A 20574-nucleotide genomic window follows, 5' to 3' on the forward strand; every position below is an offset into this window, starting at 1 on the left:
ACGGAGGCGGGTGTCGGCGGCCCGTCCTACCGTGGCGCCAGGGGTGCGGCACGGGCGCGGCACGTGGACGACGAGGGGGACGACGGTGCGGATCGGGTTCGTCGGGAGCTTCGGCACGGTGCACGAGGTCGTGCAGATGGCGGTCGAGGCCGAGCAGCACGGCTGGGACGGGTTCTTCACGTGGGACGGCGTCGACCTCGGCGGCGCGATGGGCGACACGTCCTTCCCCGTCTGGGACCCCTGGGCGGTGCTCGCGGCGGCCGCCGTGCGGACGGAGCGGATCACCCTCGGCGCGCTCGTCTTCGCGGTGCCGCGCCGCCGCCCCTGGGTGCTGGCCAAGCAGGCCGTCACCGTCGACCACCTCTCCGGCGGGCGGCTCGTGCTGCCGGTCGGCCTGGGCGTCCCGGACGACCGCGCGGTCGCCGGCGTGCGCGGGGAGGCCGTCGGCGTGCGGGAGCGGGCGGAGCGCCTCGACGACGCGCTCGCGCTGCTCGACCGCTCGTGGGGCGGCGAGACGTTCGACCTCGACGGCACGCACCTGCACGTCGAGGGCATGCGGCTGCTGCCGCGTCCGGTCGAGCGGCCCGACGGGCGGCTCCGGATCCCGGTGTGGCCGGTCGCGGCCTTCCCCAGCGCGCGGTCCATGGGCCGGGCCGTGCGCTGGGACGGCGTCGTGCCCCAGCTGCGCGGCGACCGCGCCATGGACCCGATGAGCCCGCAGGACGTCGCCGAGGTCGTCGCGTGGTCGCAGGAGCACCGCGACCCGGCGGCCGGTCCCTTCGACGTCGTCGTGCAGGGCGTCCTGCCGGACGACCCGGCGGAGGCCGCCGACCTGGTGGGCGGGCTCGCGCAGGCCGGTGCGACGTGGTTCGTCGACTCCCGGTGGGACCCGCAGACCGCGACGCCCGAGCAGCTGCTCGCACGTCTGCGCCTCGGCCCGCCCGACCTCGGCCCGTCCGACCCCGCCCCGGTCACGTCGGGCTGAACCGCCGCGGCCGAGCCGGTCGGGGCGTGCGCGTCGGCGTGCGCCGGCCCGCGACCTCGCGCACCATCACGGCACGGCCCCGGGACCGGGGCCGGTCGGGGCACGAGGCCGGAGGCGTGGATGAGCGGCAGGACGATCGTGGTCACGGGGGCCAGCGACGGGATCGGGGCGGCGGCGGCACGGGCGCTCGCGGCGGACGGGCACACCGTCGTCGTCGTGGGCCGGTCGCCGACGCGCACCCGCCAGGTCGCCGCCGAGGTGGGCGGGCCGGCGCACGTGGCCGACTTCGCGCGCCTCGACGAGGTCCGTGGGCTGGCCGCCGACCTGCTCGCCGCGTACGAGCGCATCGACGTGCTCGTCAACAACGCGGGCGGGGTGTTCGGCGAGCGCACCGTCACCCCGGACGGCCTCGAGGCGACCTTCCAGGTCGACCACCTCGCGCACTTCCTGCTCACGAACCTGCTCATGGACCGGCTGCTGGCCTCGCGCGCGACCGTCCTCGCCACGTCGAGCGTCGCGTCACGGGCGTCCCGCATGACCGTCGAGGACGCGCGCCGGGCCGGCGAGCCCGCGCCGGAGGGCCGGTACTCGTCGCTGCGCGCGTACGCCGACGCCAAGCTGGCGAACGTCCTGCACGTGCGCGAGCTCGACCGGCGGTACGGCGACGCGGGCCTCGCCACGGCGGCCGTGCACCCCGGCGGCGTCGCCACGAGCTTCGCGGCCACGTCCGCCGACCTGTCGGGCTGGTTCTACCGCTCCCGGCTCGGGAGGCGGCTCATGCGCACGCCCGAGCAGGGTGCCGCGACGCTCGTGCGCCTCGCCCGCACCACGCCCGGCGTGGACTGGCCGACGGGCGGCTACTGGTCGGACGACCGTCCGGCCCGCGGCAACCCCCGGGCGCACGACCCGGCGCTCGCCCGCGCCCTGTGGGAGCGCAGCGAGCAGCTCGTGGCCGCGTCGGTCACGGGCTGAGCGCTCACCCGGCGGCTGTGCCGGCGGTGCCGTGCTCGTCCGCCGCGGGGCGCGTCATCGGGTAGATCCACGGGCCCTGCGACGAGATCGGCACGTGCTCGCCGATCTCGTCGTACCCGCGCGCCAGGTAGTAGCCGACGTTGTCGGGCTTGGTGGTCTCCAGGTACGACGGCTCGCGCCGCCCGTCGGCGAGCTCGCCGAACGCCCGCATGAGGACCGACCCCCGGCCCTCGCGCTGCCGGTCGGGCCGCACGCCGAACGCCTCGACGTACCAGGCGTCGCGCGGCACGCCCTTCGACGTCAGGGCACCGAACCGGATGATCCCCGGGCTGTGCTCGCGGGCGATCACCGCGATCCGCAGCACCCGGTGCGCCTGCCGCACCCACCGCCACCAGGCCATCGGGTAGGCGCCGGGGCCGTAGAGCACCAGCACGCCGGTGATCTCCCCGTCGTGGCTGGTCACGAGCACGTGCCCGTACCGCAGCGCGTCCGCGAGCGTGAGCCGGTACACCGCGCGCAGCTCGCGCTGACGGCGGGCCGGGTCGCGGAAGATGTGGCTGAACCCCGGGTCCTCACCCAGTGCCGCGGCCAGCACCGCGGCCGCCTCGGTGCGGTCCTGCGGTCTGAGCCGGCCCACCTGGTCGGGTGGTGGCATGCGTGCGCCTGCTGGGCGTCCCCCTGCGTCCATGTCCGGATCGTCGTCCGGACGTGCGTCCAGGTGCAACCGCGCGGGCGTGTCGGGGCGGGTGTCGGCCGGGTGAAATCTCCTGGTTGCCGCCCCGCGACCCCCCCTGACGGCCCGTGACGACCCGGACGACCCCGACGTGGCCTGGGGAGGACGCGTGAAGATCGGCGCGGCCCGCCCCGGGGCCCGCCCGACGCTGCCAGGCTGCATGACCGCAGGACCAGCGACGACGAGGGGGCACGGGTGCGCGACGCGACGGCACGGGCGACGGACGGACGAGCAGGCCACGCGCGGGGGGTGCCCGGCTCCCGACCGGTCCGTGGGCTGCTCGTCACGCTGACCGTCGGCGCCCTCGGCACCGTCGGCCTCACGGCCTGCACCCCCGACCGCCCCGACCCGGCGCCCGCCGTCCAGGCCCTCGCCGACGCGCTCGTCGCCGGCCAGTTCGACGACGTCCCGCTCGACGCCCGGTCCGCGGGCGCCGACGCGATCGAGGCCCGGCGCGCCGAGGTCGTCGCCGGGCTGGGCGAGGCCACGGCGGCCGTCGCGGCGGGCGACGTCACCGTCGCGGAGGAGGGCGAGAGCGCGACGGCGCCCCTCACCGTCACGTGGGACCTGCCGGGCACCGACGAGGACTGGAGCTACGAGGCGACCGCGAACGTCGTGCTCGACGACGAGGACGTGTGGCGGGTGGTGTGGCAGGACGCGCTCCTCGCGCCCGACCTCATGGACGGCGAGACCCTGCGCCTGACCCGCACGACCGCCGAGCGCGGCCGCGTGCTCGGCGCGGACGGCGCCGTGGTCGTCGAGCCGCGCGCCGTGAAGCGTGTCGGCATCGACAAGACCCGCGTCGAGGCCGGGCAGGCGGGGGCCGCGGCGACCGCGCTCGCGCAGGCCCTGGAGATCGACCCGGCCGAGTACGCGACCCGCGTCGAGGGCGCGGGCGAGCAGGCCTTCGTCGAGGCGATCGTCGTGCGCGCCGACGACCCCGCGTACGACGTGGCCGCGCTCGCGGCGCTGCCCGGGGTTCTGGTGCAGGACGACGAGCTGCCGCTGGCGCCGACGCGCACGTTCGCCCGGCCGCTGCTCGGCACCGTCGGGCTGGCGACCGCGGAGATCGTCGAGGACTCGGCCGGGGAGATCGCGGCGGGGGACCTGACCGGTCTGTCGGGCCTGCAGCGCCAGTACGACGACCTGCTGCGCGGTGCGCCCGGCGTCACGGTCGAGGCCGTGCCGGCCGAGGGCGACGCGGTCCGGCAGCTGTTCACCACGGAGCCGGTCGCGGGCGGCGACCTGCGCCTGACGCTCGACGTCGGGCTGCAGGAGCGCGCGGAGGCCGTGCTCGCGGGCGTGGCCCCCGCGTCGGCGGTCGTCGCGATCCGCCCGTCGACGGGCGAGGTCGTGGCCGCGGCCAGCGGTGCGGGCGGCGAGGGGCTGTCCACCGCGACCGTCGGGCAGTACCCGCCGGGCTCGACGTTCAAGGTCGCGTCCGCCCTGGCGTACCTGCGCGGCGGGCTCACGCCGGACGCCACGGTGAGCTGCCCGGCGACCGTGACGGTCGACGGCCGCACGTTCCAGAACTTCCCCGGGTACCCGGCCGCGGCGTCCGGCGACGTGCCGTTCCGCACGGCGTTCGCCAACTCCTGCAACACGGCCTTCATCGGCGCCCGGGACACGACGACCCCGGCCGGCATCGTCGAGGCGGCGCGCTCGCTCGGCCTGGAGCCGGACGTGCAGCTGGGCTTCCCCGCGTTCCTCGGCGAGGTCCCCGCGGACGCGTCGGGCACGGCGCTGGCGGCGACGGTCATCGGTCAGGGCCAGGTGCTCGCGTCGCCGCTCGGCATGGCGACGGTCGCGGCGTCGGTCGGCGCGGGCCGCACGGTGACGCCCGTGCTGGTCGTGGAAGCGGCCGGCGGCGCTGCGGGTGACGACGCGACGGGCGAGGCCGCGGACGCGCCCACCGAGACCGCCGCGCAGGAGGCCCCGTCGACCCCGGCCACGCCCCTGACGGAGGACGAGGCGGCCGCGCTGCGCGACATGATGCGGGCCGTCGTCACCGAGGGCGGCGCGACCCTGCTCGCCGACGTGCCCGGGGGGCCGGTGATCGCCAAGACCGGCACGGCGCAGTTCGGCACGGGCGACGACCTGCGCAACCACGTGTGGATGATCGCGGTCCAGGGTGACCTCGCGGTGTCGGTGTTCGTCGCCGAGGGCGACTACGGTTCGACGACGGCGGGCCCGCTGATGCGCGCGTTCCTCGTCGGCTGACGTCGACGGCGCGCCCGGCCGCGGGCGCAGACGGACGACGGCAGGCCCTGAGACGGAGACGACGATGCCCGTACCCCACGTGCCCGGCGGTGCCGGGTGGATGCGCCCCCTGCCCGGGACGTCCCTGACGGTCAGCGCCCTCTGCCTGGGCGGCGGGCCGCTGGGGAGCATGCCCGAGCTGTTCGGCGAGGACGTCTCCCCGGAGCGCGGCATCAGCACGGTGCTCGCGGCCCTGCGCAGCGACGTCCGCTTCGTCGACACGTCCAACGGGTACTCCGGCGGCGAGAGCGAGCGGCGGATCGGGGCCGCGCTCACGGCGCACGGCGGGCTGCCCGCGGACGTCGTGGTCGCCACCAAGGTGGACCCGGAGGGCTCGGACTACTCGGGCGAGCGCGTGCGCCGCTCCGTCGACGAGTCGCGGCGCCGCCTGGGCCTGGACCACCTGCCGCTGGTGCACCTGCACGACCCGGAGCGGCACGAGTTCGACGACCTCACGGCGCCGGACGGTGCGGTCGAGGCGCTCGTCGAGCTGCGGGAGTCCGGTGCGGTGGGGGCGATCGGCCTCGCGGGCGGGCGCGTGCAGGAGATGGCCCGGTACCTCGCACTCGGGGTGTTCGACGTGCTGCTGGTCCACAACCGCTGGACGCTGGTCGACCGGTCCGCCGACGCGCTCGTGGCCGAGGCCCGCGCGCGCGGCATGGGGGTGCTCAACGCCGCGGTGCTCGGCGGCGGCGTGCTCGCCCACCAGGAGGGCGGCCCCACCACGTACGGCTACCGCCCCGCCCCGCCCGAGGTGCTCGACGCCGTCGCGCGCATGCGTGCGGTGTGCGCCGCGCACGGCACGGACCTGCGCACGGCCGCCCTGCAGGTCTCGCTGCGCGACGACCGGTTCACGTCGACGATCGTGGGGATGTCCCGCCCGGAGCGGGTCGCCCAGACGCTCGCCGCGGCGGCGACGCCGCTGCCGCAGGAGCTGTTCGACGAGCTCGCGACGCTCCTGCCCCCGTCGCGCACGTGGCTCGACGCGCCCTTCGACGCCTGAGCGACGCGCCGGGCCGGACGACGCAAGGGGCGTCGGTCCCATCGGCTAGCGTCCCTCTCACCTGACCCCTGCTGCGACGGGACCACGATGAGCACGCGCACGACCCTGGCCCGGGCGTACTGGGCGGTCAGCCGCTGGACGCTGCGCACCGAGCGGCTGCCCCGGGACGGTGCCGGGGTGCTCCTCGGGGCGCCGCACACCTCGAACTGGGACTTCGTCCTGATGCTCGCCATCGGCGCCGAGCAGGACCTGCCGTTCCGGTGGCTCGGCAAGCACACGCTGTTCCGGGGGATCGGCGGCCCGGTCATGCGCGCGCTCGGCGGCATCCCCGTGGACCGCCGCGACCCGGCGGGGCTGGTCGACGACCTGGTCGCGCGGATCGCGTCGGGGGAGCGGTTCTACCTCGTGGTGACGCCGGAGGGCACCCGCTCGGGCAGCGGCTGGAAGTCCGGCTTCTACCGCATCGCGCGGGCGACGGGGCTGCCGGTGACGCTCGGCTACGTGGACCGTACGACCATGACGACGGGCCTGGGCCCGACGATCACGCTCACCGGCGACGTGCGGGCCGACATGGACGTGGTCCGTGCGTTCTACGCCGACAAGTCCGGGCTGGTGCCGGCGCGTCGCACGGAGCCGCGCCTGCGCGACGAGCCGTCGGGCCCGCCCGCTCCGGATGCGGACGGCGCCCCGGCCGCCTAGCGTCGTCGGGACGCGCCGCGACGACCCTCGCGCACGGCGCACCGACGAAGGAGGCCGCCATGGGACTGGACGACAAGGCGAAGCACGCTGCCGAGGAGACCGCGGGCAAGGCCAAGGAGGCCTGGGGCAAGCTCACGGACGACGAGCGCCTCGAGGCCGAGGGCAAGGCAGACCAGAGCAAGGCCAACCTCAAGCAGGCCGGCGACGACGTCAAGGACGCCGTGCGCTGAGCGCTGCCGCAGCATCCTGCGCCCCGCGGACCTGCTGGTTCGCGGGGCGCGGTGCGTCCGGGGGACCCCGGACGGACCTGTGCACGCTTCCGGCCCGGCGTGTCGGTCCCCCGTGCGGGTGAATTGGGCGGCGGTCCAGTATTTCCCCGGGTGGACTCTTCCCACGGTCGTCGCGGCCGGGCTAGGGTCGACGACGTCAGCGAAACGGCAAACCCTCCGCAAGGCGGGGACGCAAAGCCACGGGACCTACTGGGTCAGCCGGGCTACCGAACGATGAGAGGTCGATCATGGACCAGCGTGGATCTGCGGCGGACAAGTCGCGCACCGATCTCCCCACCACCCGCCTGAGCGCCTGGGCCGCCCTGGCTGCCCGCCTCGAGGCGTCCGCGACCATCCCCGTGCAGCGCGAGAGCATGGCCGCCTGAACCCAGCACCACCCGTCGAGCGCCGTCCCTGCCGGGGCGGCGCTCGACGCGTCTGAGGGCTCGTCGGGGGGCGCGTCGGACGGCACCGACGAGGTCGCCTCACGGCGTGGCGTGCCGCGACACGCCGTGATTCCGCGCGCGTCCCTGTAGTGCCGACCCCCTCGGTCCTAGTGTCGCGAGCATGGCGCCCGCCTACGGCGCGGGCGATGAGCCGGGGGGTTCGACCGTGGACACGCTGTGGGAGTGGTTCCTCGTCCTGATGTACTGGTTCTTCTTCTTCGCCTACCTCGTCATCCTGTGGCAGATCCTCGGTGACCTGTTCCGCGATCGCGAGGCGAGCGGGTGGGCGAAGGCCGGCTGGGTCGTCTTCCTCATCGTCCTGCCGTACCTGGCGGCTCTCGTGTACCTGATCGCCCGCGGCAAGGGCATGGCGGAGCGGCACGCGCAGGCCGTGCAGCAGGTCAGGGCGGAGACGGACCAGTACATCCGCACCGTGGCCGGCACGTCGCCGGCCGAGCAGATCGCCACCGCCAAGCAGCTGCTGGACTCCGGGGCGATCGACGCCGCCGAGTTCGCGCAGCTGAAGTCGCGGGCGCTGGCGGCCTGACACGACCGGCGCGGGCCCGGGCGACGCGTCCGGGCCCGCGCCGGTGTCAGAGCTCGCCGACGCGCTGCAGGTACCGCATCGCCACCCAGCCGAACGGGATGCGCAGCCAGAAGGTCATCACGCGGAACAGGATCGCGACGGTCCCCGCGACACCGGCGTTGACCCCGGCGGCCGTGGTCAGGCCCAGGGCGAGCGCCGTCTCGACCGTGCCGATGCCGCCCGGGGTGGGGATGAGCGCCCCGCCGGCGTTGCCCGCGAGGTACACCAGGGCGACCTGCACGAGGCTCGCGCTCTGGCCCAGGGCCGCGAGCGCCGCGTCGAAGGCCAGCACGTAGCCCATGGTCATGAGCACGTTGCCGCCGAGGGCCAGCGCGAGGCGCCACGGCTGTCCGAGCACCTCGATGAGCCGGGGGAGCGTCTGGCGGACCGTCGGCCCGACCTTGGCGGTGACCCACGCGCGCACCTGCGGGAACAGCAGCGAGGCCCCGACGAGCAGGGCCACGACGGCGAGCGCGACGAGCGCCGCGGGCGGGACCGTGAACGGGTCGTCGGAGCCGACGCCCGAGGTCAGCGTGAGCACGAGCAGCAGCAGCAGCGTGACGACGAACTGGCTGACCTGCACGAGGGCGACGGTCGCGGCGGCCAGCGACGACGAGACGCCGCGCCGCGTGAGCATCCGCAGGTTGAGGGCCGCCGGGCCGATCCCGGCGGGGGCGGCCAGCGCGACGAAGGTCGCGGCGGTCTGCACGAGCGTGGCGCGCCAGACGGGCAGGCGTACGGGGGAGAACGCGACGAACGCGAGCGCCGCCCCCAGGAGCGTGACCAGCCCGAACGCGAAGGACAGCGCGCTGTAGCGCCAGTCGCTCTCGGCCAGCACCTCGGTGATCGTCGCGACGTTGATGGTCGCGAGGATGATGAACACCGCGACGACGGTGACGAAGATCGTGAAGATCGTCCGCGCACCGAACCGGACGACCTGGACCGGCTCGAGGTCGGCGGCGGCGGGCAGCCGCTCGATGAGGACGGTGCGCAGGTCGGCGAGGACGTCCCGGTGCGCGCGCAGCTCGTCGCGGGTGCGGCGCGGCAGCGTGACGGTCTGCAGCAGGGGGCCGACCCCGGCGAGCTCGGTCTCGGTCAGGGCCCGCGCCGCGGACGCGACCGTGCGGGAGGCGCCGACCCGCAGCGCGAGCAGGGCCACGAGCTGGGTCACGTCGAGGCGCCGGGCCAGCTCGGAAGACGCGACGTCGCCGAGCTCCCAGCCCGTGATCCACACCTGCGGGCCGTCGGGCGTGCGCTCGACGAGCACGACGTCGCTGGTCAGGGCGCGGTGCGCGAGGCCGGCGGCGTGCGCGCGGCGCAGCTGGACCCAGATCTCGTCGAGCTCGCGGTCGTCGAGGTCGTCCAGCTCCGAGACGGGCACGGCGTCGCCGGGTCGCTCCTGCACGAGCAGCAGCGAGTCGTCGACCTCGGCGATGCGCAGCAGCTGCGGGGTGCGCACGCCCGCGGCGGCGGCCGCGTACGCGAGCAGGGCGGCGCGCTCGGTGGCCTGGCGCAGCGACAGGGCCGACCGGCCCTCGATGCCGCGCAGGCGCAGGCTGCGCCACAGGCGGGTGAGCATGCCCACGACCTGGCGGTCGCCGTCGAACGCGAGCAGGTCGAGCTCGCGCCCGTCGGCCGTGGTCAGGGCGTACAGCCGGTCGCCGGACGAGCGGGCGAGCGCGAGCCGTGCGGGGGAGGGGGTGGGGAGCGCGGCGGACCCGGGCGCGGGCTCGGCACCGGCGGGGTCGTGGACGCGGTGGATCCGCGCCGGCACGAGCCCTGCGCGCCGGACCCCGAGCACGAGGGCGTCGCCCTCGGCGCGCTCGGTGGTCACGCCCGACGCGTACCGGACGGCGAGGCCGACGGTGCGTCCGAGCAGCAGGGCGAGCGCGACGCCCGGCAGCGACACCTGCGCGGTGATGAGCAGGACGCCGATGGTCACCCAGAGCAGGTTCCACGACCACGCGACCGACCGGCGGCGGCTGCGGGGGCCGCTGAGGGTGAGCAGGGCCGCGAGCATGGCCATGTAGCTCGGGATGGTCAGGACCCACGCGCCGCCGAGCCGCACGGACAGGCCGACCTGGACGTGCGGGCTGCCGAGGGTCTGCACGACCCAGTGCACGGCGGTGGTGACGAGGATCGCGGCGGCGGCGGCGATCAGGCCCTCGAGCAGCTGGCGGCCGAGCCGGCGCACGGCGAGCTCGGTGAGCACGGCGATCGGCACGACGATCGTCGTGAACGCCTCGAGGAACGAGACGGGGACGAAGAGGATCCGGCGGAGCAGGTCGGCGAAGCCCTGGACGTCCTCGGCGACACCGGTCGTGGTGTTCTGCGCGTAGGTGGCCAGGACCACGACGAGGGCGGCGCCGAGCGCGGTGGCGACCAGCGCCAGGAGGTCGCCGGGGTGGTGGACGCGGGTCGTCGGGGTGTCGAGCACGTCGACCGGGGGCGGGACGTCGCGGACGTCGTCGGTGCCGGGCGTGCGGGTCGTGGGGTCGGCGGGGGGCTGCGCCGTGCGTCCTGCGGGGGTGCCGGGGCCCTCCTCGACGGCGCCGTCCGGCGCTGACGACGGCGGGACGGGCATGCTGGCGAGTCTAGGCAGCGTGCCCCGTCGCGCTCGTCAGCCTCGCGGTGGGGTTCGGCACGTCGTCCCCTCCGCCCTGCGACGGAGGACCGCTCGCGTCGGCGCGGGGGCCTCCGTGCGGCGGCGGCGTGGTCGACCCGTCGCGTCTCGGCGGGTGCGGGAGGTCCGGCGGCGCTACGTTCGGCGGAGGGGGTGCGTCGCACCGGGCCGTCGGCCCGCACGCACCCGCGGACGGAGGTCCCTCATGGTCGACGACGTGGCCCACGAGGTCTCGAAGGTCCTGCGGTCGGTGTGGTGGCTTCCCGTGCTGCGTGGCGTCGTGCTGCTGGTGCTCGGCATCGCCCTGCTGGCGCAGCCCACGGTCACGACGTCGGCGATCATCTGGCTGTTCGGCCTCTTCGCGGTCGTCGACGGTGTGCTCGCGGCGGCGCAGGGCCTGGCCAACCGGGGCACGCCCGGGTCGGGGTGGTGGGTCGTCGAGGGGCTGGGCGGCGTGCTGGTCGGCGCCGTCGTCATGCTGTGGCCCGGGCCGACCGTGCGTGTGCTGTTCTTCCTGCTCGCGGCCTGGCTGCTGGTGCTCGGCGTCGTGTCGATCATCGCGTCGGTGGCGATCTCCCGGTCGCGCGACGTGGGCTGGCACTGGCCGTTCGCGCTCGGGCTCGTCTCGACGCTGTTCGCCCTGCTGCTGGTGGTGCGGCCCCAGCAGTCGCTCGCGGTGTTCGCGGTGCTGCTCGGGCTGTTCGCGTTCGTCAGCGGCGCGCTCAACGTCGTCGGCGGGTTCGCCGTGCGGTCCCTGGCCCGCGAGCTGGAGAGCCGCCCGGCGGCCTAGCGGTGCGTCACCCGACGCCGATCGCCTCGAGCCACTCCTCGGGCAGCATCGCGTAGCCGACGAACGCCACGACGTCGAGCGCGGTGTGCGCGGCCACCAGGGGCATCACGCGCCGTCGGCGCACGTAGTACAGCGAGAAGACGACGCCCATCACGACGTTCCCGACGAACGGCCCCCACCCCTGGTACAGGTGGTAGGAGCCGCGCAGCAGGGCGCTCGCGGCGACGACCAGGGGCGTGCTCCAGCGCATCTCGCGCAGGCGTTCCATGAGGTATCCGACCGCGACGACCTCCTCGAGCAGCGCGTTCTGCAGCGCCGAGAGGATCAGCACGGGCACCGTCCACCACGCGGCGTTCAGCGCGGCGGCCTGCACCTCGACGGTGATGCCCAGCGCCCGCCCGGCCACGTACAGGCCGAGCCCGGGGATCCCGATGACGGCGGCCAGCCCCAGGCCGACACCGAGGTCCCGCAGGGGCCGGGCGGCGTCGAGCCCGATCCGGCGCACCGCCGAGCGGCCGTTCGCGGAGAGCAGGTACAGCGCGAGGGCCACGGGCACGAGGGCGAACCCGATGGACAGCAGCTGGTACGTCAGGTCGAGCCACGGTCGCGGCGAGCGGCTGGCGTTGAGGGTCGTGGTCTGGTCGGCGAGGGCCGGCCCCGCGGTGAGCGCGGCCAGCAGCGAGACGACGGCGTACACCGCGGACTTGCCGAGCGAGAGGCCCAGCACGATCCAGATCTCGGCGGTCAGCCGGCGGCGCACCGCGGCCTGCTCGGGGGCGGGGGCCCGCTCGGGGCGCCCGGGGGCGTCGACGTCCGGCCTGCTGTCCACGTCGGCAGCGTACGGCGCGGCGCTGGGAGCGGGCTGCGCGGCCACAGGCGCCTTGACGCGGGTGCTGCCGCGGGAGCAAAGTAGTTTGCGTGACAAAGTCGCTGCCCGACCAGCCCGCCCCCGACGCCCCGGAGGACGACGAGCCGCTCGACCTGCGCGCCGGCCTCGCGATCGTCGACGCCCAGCGGCGCGCCGTGCGCAACGCGACCGTCGACGACCGCCTGCTCTTCACCGTCTGGGGCCTGGCCTGGGTCGTCGGGTACGGCGCCCGCTGGTGGGGCGCCACGCAGGACGCCGGCGGGCCCGCCGAAGGCGTCGCCGCCGCCGTCTTCGGCGTCTGCCTCGTCACCGCGCTCGTGGTCACCCTCGTCCACGTGCTGCGCGCCACCCGCGGCGTGCGGGGCGTCAGCAGGTCCACCGGCGCCATGTACGGCTGGGCGTGGTTCCTCGGGTTCGCCGCCCAGGGCACCATCGTCGGCGGCCTCGCCCGTGCCGGCGCCGACGACGTCGTGCTCACCACCGCCGCCAACGGCATCGCGCTCCTCGTCGTCGGCCTGCTCTACCTCGCCGGCGGCGCGCTCTGGCAGGAGAAGCCCCTCTACGCCCTCGGCGCCTGGATCCTCGTCATGACCGTCGTCACCAGCCTCGTCGGCCTGCCCGCCGGGCACCTCGTCATGGCCGCCGGCGGCGGGGGCGGCCTGCTCGTCGGCGCCGCCGTGGCCGCCTGGCAGCGGCGGGCCGCATGACCGAGGCCGAGCTCGACCCCGTCATCCACTCCGCCTCCCGGCTGCGGGTCGTCGCGACCCTCGCGGCGCTCGGCACCGGCGACTCCATCGCCTTCCCCCGGCTGCAGAAGCTCCTCGACATGACGGCCGGCAACCTCTCCACCCACCTGCGCCGCCTCGAGCAGGCCGGCTACGTCACCCAGACCAAGACCCACGAGGGGCGCACCCCCGCCACCTACGTCGAGCTGACCACCGCCGGGCGCCACGCCTTCGAGCGGTACACCCAGACCCTCACCGCGCTGCTCAAGGGAGCCCAGCCATGACCGCACCCCCCGTCGCCGACCACCCGCCCGTCCTCGTCGAGCACGCCACCCGGCGGTTCGGGGACGTCGTCGCGCTCGACGACGTCAGCCTGCGCGTCGACACCGGCGAGATCGTCGGGCTGCTCGGCCCCAACGGCGCCGGCAAGACCACCCTGCTCTCCCTGCTGTCGGGGCTGCGCCGCCCCGACAGCGGCGTCGTCCGGCTCTTCGGCAACGACCCCCGCGACCCCGCGTCCCGCACCCGTCTCGGCACCACGCCGCAGGACACCGGCCTGCCCGAGACCCTCAAGGTCCGCGAGGTCGTCGACTTCGTCGCCGGCCACTACGCCGCCCCGATGCCCGCCACGGAGGTCCTCGAGCGCTTCGGCATCGCCGACCTCGCCGACCGGCAGACCGGCGGCCTGTCCGGCGGCCAGCGCCGTCGCCTCGCCGTCGCGCTGTCCCTCGTCGGCCGGCCCGGCCTCGTGCTCCTCGACGAGCCCACCACCGGTCTCGACGTCGAGGCCCGCCACGTCCTGTGGCAGGCCCTGCGCGACTACCACGCCGACGGAGCCACCGTCATCGTCACCAGCCACTACCTCGAGGAGATCGAGGCCCTCGCCGAGCGCGTCGTCGTCGTCGGGCAGGGACGCGTGCTCGCCGACGACACCCTCGACGCCGTCGTCGACCTCGTCACCGTCCGTCGCGTCACGCTCACCGTCCCCGACGCGACGGCCGGGCCCGGCAGCGCGCCCACCGCCGACGGCGACCCCGCCCTGCCGGCGCGCCTCCGGGCGCTCCCCGGCGTCCAGGACGTCCTGCCCGCCGGCCCCGGCCGCGACGGCAGCCGCTGGACCCTGCTCGCCTCCGACGCCGACGACGCCGTCCGCGCGCTCGTCGCCCACGACCTGCCGTTCCGCGACCTCGAGGTCCGCGGCGCGTCCCTCGAGGAGGCGTTCCTCGCCCTGACGGCGCGCACCGACCCCGACCCGGGGACCCCCGCCGAGGAGGCGCACCGATGACCACCGCCCACGCCCCGCGCACCGCGCTCCGGCCCGCCTGGTCGCTGACCTGGCTGCACGCCCGCTACCAGTTCCTCGAGACCACCCGGGTCCCCATCGCCGTCCTCGGCAACATGCTCTTCCCCGGACTGGCGCTGCTGTTCTTCATCGTCCCGCAGAGCGCCGTCGCCGACGACCCCGTCGCCGCCACCGCGGCCGTCGCCCAGCTCGGCACCTTCGCCATCATGTCGGCCTGCATGTTCACGCACGGCGCCGGCGTCGCGGAGGACCGCGCCAAGCCGTTCGACACCTACGTGCGCACCCTGCCCGCCCGCCCCGCGCCGCGCCTCGCCGGGCGCGTCCTCAACGGGCTGCTCTGGGCGTACCTGTCGCTCGTACCGCTCGTGCTTGCCGGCGTCCTGCTCACCGCCGCCACGCTCAGCCCCCTGCAGGTGCTCGGCGCCGTCGCGATGGTCGTCGGCGTCGCCGTGCCGTTCACCCTGCTGGGCCTGGCGATCGGGTACGGGCTCTCGGTCAAGGCGGCGCTCGCGGTCGTGCAGGCCACGCTCTTCCCGCTGGCGTTCGCCGGGGGCCTGTTCATGCCGCCGCAGTTCTTCCCCGGCTGGCTCGACGCGGTCTCGCAGTGGCTGCCGTCGCGTGCGGCCCGTGACCTGGTCGTCCAGGTGACGACGGGCGAGCCGGCGGGCGCCCTGGCCCTGCCGGTCCTCATCGGCTGGACCCTGGCCTTCGCGGCCCTGGCGGCCTGGGCCCTCCGCAACGACGAGGGCCGCCGCTTCCACTGACCCCGCCGCCCCGCTCACCACCCGCCGCCGACCCGCCATCGGTGACGTCCAGCGGCCCCGGTCCGCGACTGATGACGGGGTCGGCGGGACCGGGACGAGCGCGACCCCGTCATCCGTGGTGGGCGCCCGGGGGTGGGGCGGCACGGATGACGGGGTCGGCGGGGAGGGGTGGGGAGGGGTCAGGTGAAGCGGCGGAGGCGGAGGGAGTTCGTCACCACCAGGACCGAGGAGAAGGCCATCGCCGCACCCGCGATCATCGGGTTCAGCAGACCCAGCGCGGCCAGCGGGATCGCCGCCACGTTGTAGGCGAACGCCCAGAACAGGTTCTGCCGGATCACGCGCAGCGTGCGCCGCGCCAGCCGGATCGCCTGCGGCGCCGCCGCGAGGTCGCCGCGCACCAGCGTGAGGTCCGCGGCCTCGATCGCGACGTCCGTCCCGGTGCCCATCGCGAGCCCGAGGTCGGCGGTCGCCAGGGCGGCGGCGTCGTTCACGCCGTCACCCACCATCGCGACGCGCGTGCCGGACGCCTGCAGCCGCTCGACGTGCGCGACCTTGTCGGCCGGGAGCACCTGCGCGAGGACGTCCTCGTCGGCGATCCCGACGGCGCGGGCCGTCGCGAGCGCCGCGCCCCGGTTGTCGCCGGTCAGCAGCACCGGGCGCAGGCCCAGCGACCGCAGCTCGGCCACGGCCGCGGCCGAGGTCGGCTTGACGGGGTCGCGCAGCACGAGCACGCCGCGCGCCCGCCCGTCCCAGGCGGCGACGACGGCGGTCGCGCCGTCCGTCTCCGCGGCGTCCACAGCGGCGGTGACCGACGCGACGTCGACGCCCTGGTCGGCGAGCCAGCCGGCCCGGCCGACGAGCACGCGACGGGCCAGGCCCACGCCGGAGTGCGCGGTCCGCACCACGCCGCTCACGCCGTGCCCGGCGTCGGCGCGGAACTCCCGCACCTCGTCGGACCCGACGGGTACGCCGTCCGCACCGGTCGGGACGGCCTCGGCCCCGGCACCCTGCTCGGCCGCGGCGGCCGCGACCGCACGGGCGACGGGGTGCTCGGCGAGCGCCTCGACGGCTCCCGCCAGCTGCAGCACCTGTGCCGCGTCCTCGCCCGGCGCGGGGACGACGTCGACGAGCGCCATGCGCCCCTGGGTCACCGTGCCCGTCTTGTCGAGCACGACGGTGTCGACGCGGCGCGTCTCCTCGAGGATCTCCGGGCCCTTGATGAGCACGCCGAGCTGCGCGCCGCGGCCCGTGCCGACGAGCAGCGCCGTCGGGGTCGCCAGCCCGAGCGCGCACGGGCACGCGATGATCAGCACCGCGACGGCGGCGGTGAAGGCGGCCTGGGCCCCGCCGCCGGCGAGCAGCCACACGACCAGCGTGCCGACGGCGAGCGCCAGCACGACCGGCACGAAGACGGCCGAGATGCGGTCCGCGAGGCGCTGCACGGGCGCCTTGCCCGTCTGGGCGCGGGACACGAGCCGGCCGATCTGCGCGAGCCGGGTCTCCTCGCCCACGCGGGTGGCGCGCACGACGAGGTGCCCGGAGGTGCTCACGGTCGCGCCCGTGACCTCGTCGCCCGGGCCGACGTCGACGGGGACGGGCTCCCCGGTGAGGAGCGAGGTGTCGACGGCGCTGGTGCCCTCGACGACGACGCCGTCGGTGGCCACCTTCTCGCCCGGGCGCACCGCGAACAGGTCGCCCACGGCGAGCGCGCCGACGGGGACGCGCTGCTCGACACGCCGGCCGTCGGGGCCGGTGACGATCTGCGCCACGTCCTTGGCGCCGAGGTCGAGCAGGGCCCGCAGGGCGTCGCCCGCCCGGCGGCGCGAGCGGTGCTCGGCGTACCGGCCGAGCAGCAGGAACGTCACGACGACGGCCGCGACCTCGAAGTACAGCTCCGGCATCGACGTGCCGTGCCCCGCGCCGGCGGCGGGGAGCAGCGTCGGGGTCATGCGCATGCCGAGCATGCCCGCGCCACCGAGCAGCAGCGCCCACAGCGACCAGCCGGTCGCCGCGACGACACCGATCGACACGAGGGTGTCCATGGTCGACGCCCCGTGCCGGGCCGCACGCGCGGCCGCCCGGTGGAACGGCCACGCGGCCCAGGTGACGACGGGCAGGGCGAGCGCCGCGACGAGCCACTGCCAGCCCGTGAACTGCGTGGCCGGGACCATGCTGAGCACGACGACGGGCGGGGTGAGGACCGCGGCGACGCGCAGGCGGCGGCGCAGGTCGGCCCCGCGGGCGTCGACGGGCGAGGACGTGTCGTCCTCCGCGGGGGCGTCGGTGAGGCTCCCCGTGTCCGTGTGGTCGTGCGCGCCGTGCGCGTGCGTCGCCGGCGCGTCTGCGTCGGTGGCGTGGGCTGCGCCGTGGAGCCCGTCGTGCTGCTCGTCGGTGTGCGCGGCCGGCGCCGGGGTGCTCGTCGCGCGCGCCTCGTACCCGGCCGCGCGGACGGCGGCGAGCAGGTCGTCGACGCTCGCGAGCGTGCCCTCCTCGGCGGGGCGCAGCTCGACGTGCGCGCTCTCGAGCGCCAGGTTGACGGTCGCGCTCGCCCCCGGGACGCGGTTGAGCCGCTTCTCGACGCGGGCCACGCACGACGCGCAGGTCATGCCCTCGACGGCCAGGTCGACGGTCGCGACCTGCGGGTCCGCCGCGCCGTGCGGCGCCGGGGCGGTCACAGGAGCGACCTCGGCGGGGTCACGGCGTACCCGGCCTCGGCGACGGCGGCGCTGACCGCGGCGTCGTCGAGGGGGCCCTGCGACGTGACCGTGACGGGCGAGGCCCCGCCGGTGACGAGCTCGACCTGGACGTCCTCGACGCCGGGCAGGGCGGTGAGCTCCTCGGTGACCGAGCTGACGCAGTGGCCGCAGGTCATGCCGTCGACGCGGAAGGTGGTGGTGTGGCTCATGGTGGCTCCTCGGTGGGTGGGTGGTGGTCAGCTGCGGACGAGCCGGGCGATGGCGGCGGAGGCCTCGCGGACCTTCTCGGCGCCGTCCTCGGGCGAGCGGCGGGCGGCGTCGACGACGCAGTGGCCGAGGTGGTCCTCGACCAGGCCGATGCTCACGGCCTGCAGCGCCTTGGTGACGGCGGCGACCTGCGTGAGCACGTCGATGCAGTAGACGTCCTCCTCGACCATGCGCGCGATGCCGCGCACCTGGCCCTCGACGCGACGCAGCCGGCGCAGGTACTCGTCCTTGGCGGACGTGTACCCGTGCGGGCCCGCGTGGGCGTCGTGCTCGTCGGCGGTCGGCGGGGTCGGCTCGTCCGTGCTCATGACGCGAACATACCCCCGGGGGGTATCTGCTGCAAGCGCGCCAGCGGTCCCGCGCCGACGCCGCCCGCGGCACGGGAGAATCGGCGCATGCGGGTCTCGGCGAAGGCGGACTATGCGGTGCGCGCGTGCGCCGAGCTGGCGGCACGGACCGACGGGGAGTCGGTGCCCACCGACCTGCTCGCGTCCGGGCAGGGGATCCCGGTGAGCTTCCTCGAGCGGATCATGGGCGACCTGCGTCGGGCGGGGGTCGTGGCCAGCGTCCGGGGCCGCTCGGGCGGCTACCGCCTCGTGCGGCCTGCTGCGGAGACGACCCTGGCCGACGTCATCCGCGCCGTCGACGGGCCCCTGGTCACCGTGCGGGACGAGCGGCCGCCGAGCCTGACCTACGACGGCTCCGCGGCCGCGCTGCTGGAGGTGTGGGTCGCGCTGCGCGCCTCGGTCCGCGACGTCCTCGACGTCGTGACGCTCGCGGACCTGGTCGCCGGCCGCTTGCCGGCCTCGGTGCACGACCTGGCCGCGCGCGCCGACGCGTGGGAGAACGCCTGACGCACCCGGTCGCGCCGCCGCCGTGCGGGGCCGCACGCCCGGCCACCACCTCGGACACCTGTCCGACTCATGAGACGCGTCTCACCAGATGACACGCGTCTTGTAAACCGACTAAGCCGGTCGGAATTATCGTCGGCACAAGCTGGCCGACCGCGTGCCCCGCACGCCCGACCGACGCACGGACCCGCCGCGCGTCATCCCGAGGTGGTCCACCGTGCCCTCCCTGATCCTCCTGGCCCTCGTCGGCCTCGCCGCCCAGCTCGTGGACGGGGCCCTCGGCATGGCCTACGGCGTCACGTCCACCACGCTGCTGCTCGCCATCGGCACCAACCCCGCGGCCGCGTCGGCGACCGTGCACCTCGCCGAGATCGGCACCACGCTCGCGTCCGGCGCCGCGCACTGGCGGTTCGGCAACGTCGACTGGAAGGTCGTCCTGCGCGTCGGCGTGCCCGGCGCCATCGGCGCGTTCGTCGGCGCCACCTTCCTCACCGGGCTGTCCACCGAGCAGGCGGGCCCCGTGATGTCGCTGGTCCTGCTCGGCCTCGGCGTCTACCTGCTGGGCCGGTTCACGTTCAAGGGCCTGCGGACCGACCGGCTGCACCTGCCGCTGCGCAAGCGGTTCCTGGCACCCCTCGGGCTCGTCGCCGGGTTCGTCGACGCGACCGGCGGCGGCGGCTGGGGGCCGGTCGGCACGCCCGCGCTGCTGGCGTCCGGGCGGCTGGAGCCCCGCAAGGTCGTCGGGTCCATCGACACGTCCGAGTTCCTCGTCGCGGTCGCGGCCAGCGTCGGGTTCCTGCTGGCGCTCGGCACGGCGGGGATCAACATGGCCTGGGCGCTCGCGCTGCTCGTCGGCGGGCTGATCGCCGCCCCGATCGCCGCCTGGCTCGTGCGGCACGTGCCCGGGCGCGTGCTCGGGTCCGCGGTCGGCGGCGTCATCGTCCTCGTCAACACCCGCACGCTGCTGCGCTCGGACTGGATCGGCCTGAAGGACACCCCGCAGGAGGCGACGACGCTCGCCGTCATCGCGCTCGTCTGGGTCGCCGCCGTCACGTGGTCCGTGCGCGCCTACCGCGCCGACCTGCAGGCCGCCCGCACGGCCGACGACGCGCCGGCGGCCGGTGCCGCGGCCGGGGAGACGGACGACCCGGAGGCCGGGTCGGCGACGACCGGCGTGCCGGCAGGGACCGCCGGGGGGTCGACGACGGGGGCGTGAGCCGACCGACCGGCGCGGGGCGTGCGAGGCCCCGCACCACCCGTGCCGCCCCGACCGACAGGGGCGGGCGGCACGGACGACGGGGCCCGCGGTGCGTGAGCACCACGGGCCCCGTCGGCGTCCGTGCCCGGGTCCCGGGCCGCCGCGACCGGCGGCCCGGGACGGGCGTCAGCGCTGCTCGTCCGGCGTACCGGCTCCCGTCGGCGGCCACTGCCACGCCGTGCGCGGCTCGGGGGACTCCGACGGCGCCGGCCACGGGGTGCCGGGCTGGTGCGTCTCCTCGGCGGGCACCTCGTCGGGCTCGTCCGGCACGAGCTCGATGCGCACCGGCTCCATCACCGTCGTCGTCTCCGCCGAGGACGCCTCCTCGGTCCACGCCGCGGGCGGCGCCTGCTCCGCCTCCGGCGCCGGGGCGGGCGCGGACGGCCGCGAGAAGAACGCGGCCGCGGCGGGGACCTCGTGGTGCGCGGTGTCGCCCGGGTCCGCGACCGGCGCGGCGCCGTCGAGCGGCCCGTCCGT

The 20574-nt window shown here is 76.1% G+C and carries 21 protein-coding genes and 1 riboswitch; of the genes, 15 read left to right on the plus strand and 6 right to left on the minus strand.

The window, feature by feature from the left end; translation table 11 throughout:
• The first annotated feature begins 85 nt into the window (after positions 1 to 85).
• Together FBY24_RS07345 and FBY24_RS07350 are read left to right on the plus strand one after the other, a co-directional pair.
• Entirely contained in the window at positions 86 to 985 is a 900-nt protein-coding gene (locus tag FBY24_RS07345; RefSeq protein ID WP_142159384.1) for an LLM class flavin-dependent oxidoreductase, read from the plus strand.
• 120 nt (positions 986 to 1105) lie between these two features.
• Positions 1106 to 1957, plus strand: a complete 852-nt coding sequence (locus FBY24_RS07350) for an SDR family NAD(P)-dependent oxidoreductase (RefSeq protein ID WP_142159386.1) — start codon at positions 1106 to 1108, stop codon at positions 1955 to 1957.
• Between the two features lie 4 nt (positions 1958 to 1961).
• On the opposite strand, the gene FBY24_RS07355 is transcribed toward FBY24_RS07350, so the two are convergent.
• The gene (locus tag FBY24_RS07355; protein WP_255432279.1) at positions 1962 to 2612 is read right to left on the minus strand and encodes a GNAT family N-acetyltransferase; all 651 of its coding nucleotides are present in this window, start codon (positions 2610 to 2612) and stop codon (positions 1962 to 1964) included.
• Between the two features lie 327 nt (positions 2613 to 2939).
• On the opposite strand from FBY24_RS07355, the gene FBY24_RS07360 reads away from it, so the two are divergent.
• The 6 genes from FBY24_RS07360 to FBY24_RS07380 all read left to right on the plus strand — a co-directional run bounded on the left by FBY24_RS07360 (position 2940) and on the right by FBY24_RS07380 (position 7913).
• Complete coding sequence (locus FBY24_RS07360; RefSeq protein ID WP_255432280.1) at positions 2940 to 4910, plus strand: penicillin-binding transpeptidase domain-containing protein; 1971 nt, start codon at positions 2940 to 2942, stop codon at positions 4908 to 4910.
• A 64-nt stretch (positions 4911 to 4974) separates the two neighbouring features.
• Positions 4975 to 5952, plus strand: a complete 978-nt coding sequence (locus FBY24_RS07365; protein ID WP_142159390.1) for an aldo/keto reductase — start codon at positions 4975 to 4977, stop codon at positions 5950 to 5952.
• Positions 5953 to 6039: 87 nt separating this feature from the next.
• Positions 6040 to 6651 (plus strand): 1-acyl-sn-glycerol-3-phosphate acyltransferase, encoded by a 612-nt coding sequence (locus tag FBY24_RS07370; RefSeq protein ID WP_142159392.1) that lies wholly within the window; start codon positions 6040 to 6042, stop codon positions 6649 to 6651.
• 59 nt (positions 6652 to 6710) lie between these two features.
• Positions 6711 to 6881, plus strand: a complete 171-nt coding sequence (locus tag FBY24_RS07375) for a CsbD family protein (protein ID WP_142159394.1) — start codon at positions 6711 to 6713, stop codon at positions 6879 to 6881.
• 196 nt (positions 6882 to 7077) lie between these two features.
• Positions 7078 to 7152, plus strand: a riboswitch (cyclic di-GMP riboswitch).
• Positions 7153 to 7168: 16 nt separating this feature from the next.
• Positions 7169 to 7306 (plus strand): hypothetical protein, encoded by a 138-nt coding sequence (locus tag FBY24_RS18965; protein ID WP_160158457.1) that lies wholly within the window; start codon positions 7169 to 7171, stop codon positions 7304 to 7306.
• Between the two features lie 226 nt (positions 7307 to 7532).
• A complete protein-coding gene (locus FBY24_RS07380) occupies positions 7533 to 7913 on the plus strand; it encodes an SHOCT domain-containing protein (protein ID WP_255432281.1) in 381 nt (126 codons plus the stop codon).
• 46 nt (positions 7914 to 7959) lie between these two features.
• Here the strand turns inward: FBY24_RS07380 and FBY24_RS07385 are convergent, their stop codons facing one another.
• Positions 7960 to 10536 (minus strand): lysylphosphatidylglycerol synthase transmembrane domain-containing protein, encoded by a 2577-nt coding sequence (locus FBY24_RS07385; protein WP_142159396.1) that lies wholly within the window; start codon positions 10534 to 10536, stop codon positions 7960 to 7962.
• 244 nt (positions 10537 to 10780) lie between these two features.
• On the opposite strand from FBY24_RS07385, the gene FBY24_RS07390 reads away from it, so the two are divergent.
• Positions 10781 to 11365 (plus strand): HdeD family acid-resistance protein, encoded by a 585-nt coding sequence (locus FBY24_RS07390; RefSeq protein WP_142159398.1) that lies wholly within the window; start codon positions 10781 to 10783, stop codon positions 11363 to 11365.
• Between the two features lie 7 nt (positions 11366 to 11372).
• On the opposite strand, the gene FBY24_RS07395 is transcribed toward FBY24_RS07390, so the two are convergent.
• Positions 11373 to 12125, minus strand: coding sequence for a CPBP family intramembrane glutamic endopeptidase (locus tag FBY24_RS07395; RefSeq protein ID WP_304515648.1), 753 nt, complete (start codon positions 12123 to 12125; stop codon positions 11373 to 11375).
• A gap of 158 nt (positions 12126 to 12283) precedes the next feature.
• Between FBY24_RS07395 and FBY24_RS07400 the strand changes: the two genes are divergently transcribed.
• Genes FBY24_RS07400 through FBY24_RS07415 form a run of 4 tightly spaced genes read left to right on the plus strand, consistent with a single transcriptional unit; the run spans position 12284 to position 15025 of the window.
• The gene (locus FBY24_RS07400) at positions 12284 to 12940 is read left to right on the plus strand and encodes a hypothetical protein (RefSeq protein ID WP_142159401.1); all 657 of its coding nucleotides are present in this window, start codon (positions 12284 to 12286) and stop codon (positions 12938 to 12940) included.
• Positions 12937 to 13242 carry a transcriptional regulator gene (locus FBY24_RS07405; RefSeq protein ID WP_142159403.1) on the plus strand — a complete coding sequence of 102 codons (306 nt, stop codon included), beginning with the start codon at positions 12937 to 12939 and terminating at the stop codon, positions 13240 to 13242. Before FBY24_RS07400 ends, FBY24_RS07405 begins: the two co-directional genes overlap by 4 nt.
• Entirely contained in the window at positions 13239 to 14243 is a 1005-nt protein-coding gene (locus FBY24_RS07410; RefSeq protein WP_142159405.1) for an ABC transporter ATP-binding protein, read from the plus strand. Before FBY24_RS07405 ends, FBY24_RS07410 begins: the two co-directional genes overlap by 4 nt.
• Positions 14240 to 15025 carry an ABC transporter permease gene (locus FBY24_RS07415; protein ID WP_142159407.1) on the plus strand — a complete coding sequence of 262 codons (786 nt, stop codon included), beginning with the start codon at positions 14240 to 14242 and terminating at the stop codon, positions 15023 to 15025. The genes FBY24_RS07410 and FBY24_RS07415 overlap by 4 nt, the downstream gene beginning before the upstream one ends.
• 179 nt (positions 15026 to 15204) lie before the next feature.
• Here FBY24_RS07415 and FBY24_RS07420 read toward each other — a convergent pair whose 3' ends face one another.
• From FBY24_RS07420 to FBY24_RS07430, 3 genes are all read right to left on the minus strand, one after another.
• Positions 15205 to 17631, minus strand: coding sequence for a heavy metal translocating P-type ATPase (locus tag FBY24_RS07420; protein ID WP_142163284.1), 2427 nt, complete (start codon positions 17629 to 17631; stop codon positions 15205 to 15207).
• Between the two features lie 65 nt (positions 17632 to 17696).
• The gene (locus FBY24_RS07425) at positions 17697 to 17930 is read right to left on the minus strand and encodes a heavy-metal-associated domain-containing protein (protein ID WP_140458069.1); all 234 of its coding nucleotides are present in this window, start codon (positions 17928 to 17930) and stop codon (positions 17697 to 17699) included.
• A 27-nt stretch (positions 17931 to 17957) separates the two neighbouring features.
• On the minus strand, positions 17958 to 18296 hold the full coding sequence (locus tag FBY24_RS07430; protein WP_140458068.1) for a metal-sensitive transcriptional regulator: 339 nt from the start codon (positions 18294 to 18296) through the stop codon (positions 17958 to 17960).
• 87 nt (positions 18297 to 18383) lie between these two features.
• Between FBY24_RS07430 and FBY24_RS07435 the strand changes: the two genes are divergently transcribed.
• Both FBY24_RS07435 and FBY24_RS07440 read left to right on the plus strand, forming a co-directional pair.
• The gene (locus tag FBY24_RS07435) at positions 18384 to 18842 is read left to right on the plus strand and encodes an Rrf2 family transcriptional regulator (RefSeq protein WP_142159409.1); all 459 of its coding nucleotides are present in this window, start codon (positions 18384 to 18386) and stop codon (positions 18840 to 18842) included.
• 214 nt (positions 18843 to 19056) lie between these two features.
• Positions 19057 to 20055, plus strand: coding sequence for a sulfite exporter TauE/SafE family protein (locus FBY24_RS07440; protein ID WP_142159411.1), 999 nt, complete (start codon positions 19057 to 19059; stop codon positions 20053 to 20055).
• Positions 20056 to 20574: the final 519 nt, after the last annotated feature.

Origin of the sequence: Cellulomonas sp. SLBN-39, assembly GCF_006715865.1 — a bacterium.
Lineage (GTDB): Bacteria > Actinomycetota > Actinomycetes > Actinomycetales > Cellulomonadaceae > Cellulomonas.

Coding starts and splice junctions, on each gene's coding strand:
- FBY24_RS07350 (WP_142159386.1), top strand. CDS start 1,106: ATGAGCGGCAGGACGATCGTGGTCACGGGGGCCAGCGACGGGATCGGG.
- FBY24_RS07355 (WP_255432279.1), bottom strand. CDS start 2,612: ATGCCACCACCCGACCAGGTGGGCCGGCTCAGACCGCAGGACCGCACC.
- FBY24_RS07365 (WP_142159390.1), top strand. CDS start 4,975: ATGCCCGTACCCCACGTGCCCGGCGGTGCCGGGTGGATGCGCCCCCTG.
- FBY24_RS07370 (WP_142159392.1), top strand. CDS start 6,040: ATGAGCACGCGCACGACCCTGGCCCGGGCGTACTGGGCGGTCAGCCGC.
- FBY24_RS07375 (WP_142159394.1), top strand. CDS start 6,711: ATGGGACTGGACGACAAGGCGAAGCACGCTGCCGAGGAGACCGCGGGC.
- FBY24_RS18965 (WP_160158457.1), top strand. CDS start 7,169: ATGGACCAGCGTGGATCTGCGGCGGACAAGTCGCGCACCGATCTCCCC.
- FBY24_RS07385 (WP_142159396.1), bottom strand. CDS start 10,536: ATGCCCGTCCCGCCGTCGTCAGCGCCGGACGGCGCCGTCGAGGAGGGC.
- FBY24_RS07390 (WP_142159398.1), top strand. CDS start 10,781: ATGGTCGACGACGTGGCCCACGAGGTCTCGAAGGTCCTGCGGTCGGTG.
- FBY24_RS07405 (WP_142159403.1), top strand. CDS start 12,937: ATGACCGAGGCCGAGCTCGACCCCGTCATCCACTCCGCCTCCCGGCTG.
- FBY24_RS07410 (WP_142159405.1), top strand. CDS start 13,239: ATGACCGCACCCCCCGTCGCCGACCACCCGCCCGTCCTCGTCGAGCAC.
- FBY24_RS07415 (WP_142159407.1), top strand. CDS start 14,240: ATGACCACCGCCCACGCCCCGCGCACCGCGCTCCGGCCCGCCTGGTCG.
- FBY24_RS07420 (WP_142163284.1), bottom strand. CDS start 17,631: ATGACCTGCGCGTCGTGCGTGGCCCGCGTCGAGAAGCGGCTCAACCGC.
- FBY24_RS07425 (WP_140458069.1), bottom strand. CDS start 17,930: ATGAGCCACACCACCACCTTCCGCGTCGACGGCATGACCTGCGGCCAC.
- FBY24_RS07430 (WP_140458068.1), bottom strand. CDS start 18,296: ATGAGCACGGACGAGCCGACCCCGCCGACCGCCGACGAGCACGACGCC.
- FBY24_RS07435 (WP_142159409.1), top strand. CDS start 18,384: ATGCGGGTCTCGGCGAAGGCGGACTATGCGGTGCGCGCGTGCGCCGAG.